Source organism: Streptomyces sp. UNOB3_S3 (genome assembly GCF_020740895.1).
Lineage (GTDB): Bacteria > Actinomycetota > Actinomycetes > Streptomycetales > Streptomycetaceae > Streptomyces.
This window is the reverse complement of sequence record NZ_JAILXP010000487.1, coordinates 1-4481: the sequence shown is the minus strand read 5'-3', so window position 1 is coordinate 4481 and position 4481 is coordinate 1. Positions and strand designations below refer to the sequence as shown.

Annotated in this window: 3 protein-coding genes, 1 tRNA gene and 1 pseudogene; 2 read left to right on the top strand and 3 right to left on the bottom strand. The window is 71.5% G+C overall.

What is annotated here, in order from left to right; all coding sequences use genetic code 11:
* Window positions 1–234: 234 nt before the first annotated feature.
* Window positions 235–307 (bottom strand) — tRNA-Ala (locus tag K6I33_RS32295).
* A gap of 218 nt (window positions 308–525) precedes the next feature.
* On the opposite strand from K6I33_RS32295, the gene K6I33_RS32290 reads away from it, so the two are divergent.
* Window positions 526–1185, top strand: a complete 660-nt coding sequence (locus K6I33_RS32290) for an NADPH-dependent FMN reductase (RefSeq protein WP_229358128.1) — start codon at window positions 526–528, stop codon at window positions 1183–1185.
* 109 nt (window positions 1186–1294) lie between these two features.
* Window positions 1295–2764, top strand: a complete 1470-nt coding sequence (locus K6I33_RS32285; RefSeq protein WP_229358127.1) for a cytosine permease — start codon at window positions 1295–1297, stop codon at window positions 2762–2764.
* A gap of 37 nt (window positions 2765–2801) precedes the next feature.
* Here K6I33_RS32285 and K6I33_RS32280 read toward each other — a convergent pair whose 3' ends face one another.
* The gene (locus K6I33_RS32280) at window positions 2802–4211 is read right to left on the bottom strand and encodes a selenium-binding family protein (RefSeq protein WP_229358125.1); all 1410 of its coding nucleotides are present in this window, start codon (window positions 4209–4211) and stop codon (window positions 2802–2804) included.
* Window positions 4212–4354: 143 nt separating this feature from the next.
* Window positions 4355–4481: pseudogene (locus K6I33_RS32275) on the bottom strand (lytic transglycosylase); the annotation flags it as partial.

The window sequence follows — 4481 nt, the reverse complement described above, 5'->3', positions numbered from 1 at the left end:
GGCCTCGGGGGCCTGGGCGGCGGGATGATGTCCGGCATCCTCAGCAAGATCACCCGGCCGGTCGCCGAGGCCGTCGCGAAGCGGACCGGGCTGCCGCCCGCCACCGTCGCCAAGGCGCTGGAGCTGCTGCTCCCCGTGGTGATGACGACCATCGCGAAGCGCCGGAAGCGCTGACGCCCGCCCTCACGCGCAAAACCGAGAGGCCGCCCTTCCGGGCGGCCTCTCGGTCCATTGTGGAGCTAAGGAGAATTGAACTCCTGACCTCCTGCATGCCATGCAGGCGCTCTACCAACTGAGCTATAGCCCCTTGTTCTGTTGTCCGCCCGGTTTCCCTCGCGGTCTCCCTGGCGACACGGAGAACATTACACGGCCCCCCTGCCCTTCGACCAAATCGGTGCCCCGAGCCCACCCGGCGGCTCTCTCGCCCGGAAGGCCCAGTCCCGTCGCGCGCGGCCCGCGGCCGGAGCACACTGGTCCGGACGGCGCCCCGCCGGGCGCATCCCCACCCGCCGGAGGGACCGATTCATGGCCACGGACGTCCGCCCCGGGCCCCTGCGGGTCCTCGTCTTCGGCGCCGCGCTGCGGGCCGGATCGACCAACGCCCGCCTCGCCTCCCTGGTGGCCCGGCTGATCACCGAGGCCGGGGCCGACGCCGACCTCGCCACCATGCGCGAATTCGACATGCCGCTGTACGACGGGGACGCGGAGGAGACCGACGGCGTCCCCGCCGGCGCGCTCGCGCTGCACGAACGGATGGAGCAGGCCGACGCCCTCGTCATCTCCTCCCCCGAGTACAACGCCTCCGTGCCCGGCATCCTCAAGAACGCCATCGACTGGGTCTCCCGCGTACAGCAGCAGGCGTTCAAGACCAAGCACGCGCTGCTCGTCTCCGCATCCCCGTCGCTCGTCGGCGGCAACCGCGGGCTGTGGGCCCTCCGGGTGCCCCTGGAGCACCTCGGCACGCGCGTCTACCCGGACATGTTCAGCCTCGCCCGCTCGTACGACAGCTTCGCGGAGGACGGGTCGCTGGCCGACCCCGGGCATCAGCAACGCCTCACCGAGACCGTGGAGGCGTTCCTCAAACTCGTCGAGGCCGACACGCGCTACGTCTGCCTCCAGCGCCGCTGGTACGAGTTCCTGGGCGACCGCTCCGAAGCGCCCATCACCCACCGCGCGGAAGTCTGAGGACGGCCCTCGAACCCCGTAACCAGCTCCCGGCCCCCAGGCGTTGACGTGGGATTTCCCACCGTGCCAGATTCTGCGCAACATCGCGCGAGCCAGGAGTGTGGCACCCATGACGACGACGCCGGAGCGATCGTCCCCGCCCCCGTCCGCCTCCCCGCTCACCATGGAGCGCAGGACGATCGACCCGATACCCGACGAAGAGCGGCACGGCTCGCCGGCCGGCCTGTTCACCCTGTGGTTCAGCGCCAGCATGCAGATCACGGCGGTCGTCGACGGCGCGCTGGCGGTGGTCTTCGGCGCCGACGCGCTGTGGGCGATCCCCGCCCTGCTGATCGGCAATGTGCTCGGCGGCGTCGTCATGGCGCTGCACTCCGCCCAGGGGCCACGGCTGGGGGTGCCTCAGATGATCTCCAGCCGGGCGCAGTTCGGCGTGCTCGGCGCCGTGCTCCCGCTGGTGCTGGTGATCCTCATGTACCTCGGGTTCGCCGCCACGGGCAGCGTGCTGGCGGGGCAGGCCGTCCGCAGGATCCTGCATCTGCCCGACGCCAGGCTGGGGATCCCGGTGTTCGGCGCGCTGACCGCCGTGGTCGCCGTCGCCGGATACCGTCTCATCCATCTCGCGGGCCGTGTGGCGACCGTGACCGGCATCGCCGGGCTGGGCTATCTCGCCATCGCCGTGTTCACCCGCTACGACGTCCCCGGGCACGTCGGCCTCAAGCCCTTCGACGCCGCGACGTTCCTGCTCGCCGTCTCCCTCGGCGCCGGCTGGCAGCTGACGTTCGGCCCGTACGTGGCCGACTACTCTCGCTATCTGCCCCGGTCGACCAGTGAACGCGCGACCTTCCGGGCGACCTTCGCGGGCACCGTCGCCGGCTCCGTGTGGGCCATGTCCCTGGGCGCCCTGATCGCCGCCGTCGCCGGGGACCGGTTCCTGTCCGACCAGGTCGGCTTCGTCGGCGAGCTGGCCGGGCCGACGGCCCTGGCGTACGTCATGTATCTGGTGGTGCTGGTCGGCAAGGTCACGGCCAATTGCCTCAACGCGTACGGCGGTTTCATGTCGGTCCTCACGACCGTGACGGCCTTTGACGGCCGTTCGAGAATCACACCGGGCGCGCGCGTCGCGTACATCACGGGGTTCTCGGCGGTGGCCACCGCCATCGCGATGGCGGCCAGCGCGGACTTCCTCGACAACTTCAAGAACTTCATCCTGCTGCTGCTCACGGTGTTCACTCCGTGGAGCGCCATCAACCTGGTGGACTACTACCTCGTCTCGCGCGAGCGCGTCGACGTCCCGGCGCTGTACGACCCGGACGGCCGCTACGGCCGCTGGAACGTTCCGGCGCTGAGCTGTTACGCCCTCGGCATCCTCGCCCAGGTGCCGTTCCTGGCCACGAAGCTGTACACCGGCCCGCTGACCTCCCGGCTCGGCGGCGCGGACATCTCCTGGCTCGTCGGCCTCGCCGTCACCTCGGCCCTCTACTACCCCTGGGCCCGCCGCACCACCACAGCGCCCGGCAGCACCCCCGCACCGGAGGCGTCGCGCGGGCCGCTGCCGGACGCCCCGCAGCACGCGGAGTGAGCCGCGGGGCGCCCTGGGACCAGCGGGTGGGACCGGCTCAGCGGAAGCAGTACGAGTCGGACGAGGCGTCCCCGCCCTGAAGGCGCGTCTGGTGGACGCGCAGGCCCTGGAAGTCGTCGCCGTGCGGGAAGAACCGCGGGTCGGCCGACAGGCCGCCGTGGCCGGTGTCCGCGTCGAGCTTCGCCATCCAGGGCTCGATGCCCCGTGGGTAGAACTGGTCGTCCCACGCCCCGTACAGCGAGTTCGTCACGTAGACGCGCCGCCCGTCGCGGCTGAGCTCCAGCATCTGGGGCCCGCCGCTGAGCGGGACGCCCGGGGCCGACGGGTGCGGCTCGCGGCCGGCGATGCCGCCCAGCCGGACCGAGGCGGTGCGCCGGGGGTGGAAGGGGTCGCTCACGTCGAACTGGAGGAGCTCACCGGTCCCCCACGCCGACACGTACAGCCACTGGTCGTCCACGGAGAGGTTGATGTCCGTGACCAGCGGTGGCACCGCCCCGAACGGCTTGAGCGCCGGGGGCAGGTCCTCGGGCGCGGCGGGCTCCGCCGGGATCGTGATCACCTTGTGGACGGCGAAGTCCGGCCCGTCCCGGTGCCAGAGCCAGACGGACGCGGACAGGTCCACCACGCTGACGACCACACCGGCGAAGCCCCACGTCGCCTCGGGGTCGTGCGCGGGCCGCAGCTCCAGCACCATCTGGTGCTCGTCGCCAAGGTCCACCCGCTGGAGGTGACGGCCGGAACCGAGCTCCCAGAAGTGCAGCGCGTGACCGTACCCGCGCCGGAGGAGCAGTTCCGCGTCGAGACCGTTCTCGACCATCGACGGGGTGCCCCACTCGCTGGTCACCGCGATGTCGTGGCCCAGGTGCCACCAGACGTCGTACGCCAGGTGCTGTGGCCCCCGGTCGGTCTCCCAGGGGCGCAGCACGTCGAACGTCTCGTGGTCCAGCAGCGCGACGCCGCCGGGCCCCTCGGCCCCGTAGGCGCCGCCCAGGCAGGAGAGGAAGACCCCGCCGGGGCCGCAGTGCAGGGTGTGCGGCCGTGAGTAGCCCGCCTTGGCGGCGAGCTCGTCGGCCTCGATCACCTTCACCAGGCGCGGACGGGCCGGGTCCGGGCGGGTGTCGAAGACGTGCAGCCGGGAGGAGCGCAGCCCGGGGAGGAGCAGGAAGCGCCGCTGGGGGTCACTGTGGCACGCGTGGGCGAGCGCGCTGGAGCACGCGTTCCAGCCGAAGTGGTGGAGCTCGTCTCCCAGGTTGGGTAACCGCGCCGTGTTCACCACGCGCCCGTAGGAGGGCGAGCGGGGGTCGGTGTCGACGGTCATCAGCGCGTCGGGACGCCGCGCCGCACGGTCGAAGCCCGCCACGTAGGCGAGCTTCTCCGGTGGCGCGGCGACGGCTTCGGCAGGGGTGCGGTAGAGGGTGGGATCGCTGTGGGACAGGGAATCCGCCATGGGCGGTGAGGGTGCCACATCCAGGAGGGCGGGCCAAGGGAGCGTGCGGGCGTATATGGCGTATACGGGGAGGGCGGCGGCGCCCCGGGGTGGGGTGCCGCCGCCCTTCGCGGTGCGATGTGGGGTTGTTCGGTCCTGTGCTCTTAGTACGCGGAGTTGACGTTGTCCATGGAGCCGTACTTGTCGGCGGCGTAGGCGCAGGAGGCGGTGATGTTGGCGACCGGGTCGTAGATGTTCCAGGAGGTGCCTTCGACGTGATACGCCTTGAAG

Bases quoted from the DNA above. Each gene is read 5' to 3' on its own strand.
- K6I33_RS32290 (WP_229358128.1), top strand. From the start codon at position 526: ATGGCCACGGACGTCCGCCCCGGGCCCCTGCGGGTCCTCGTCTTCGGC.
- K6I33_RS32285 (WP_229358127.1), top strand. From the start codon at position 1,295: ATGACGACGACGCCGGAGCGATCGTCCCCGCCCCCGTCCGCCTCCCCG.
- K6I33_RS32280 (WP_229358125.1), bottom strand. From the start codon at position 4,211: ATGGCGGATTCCCTGTCCCACAGCGATCCCACCCTCTACCGCACCCCT.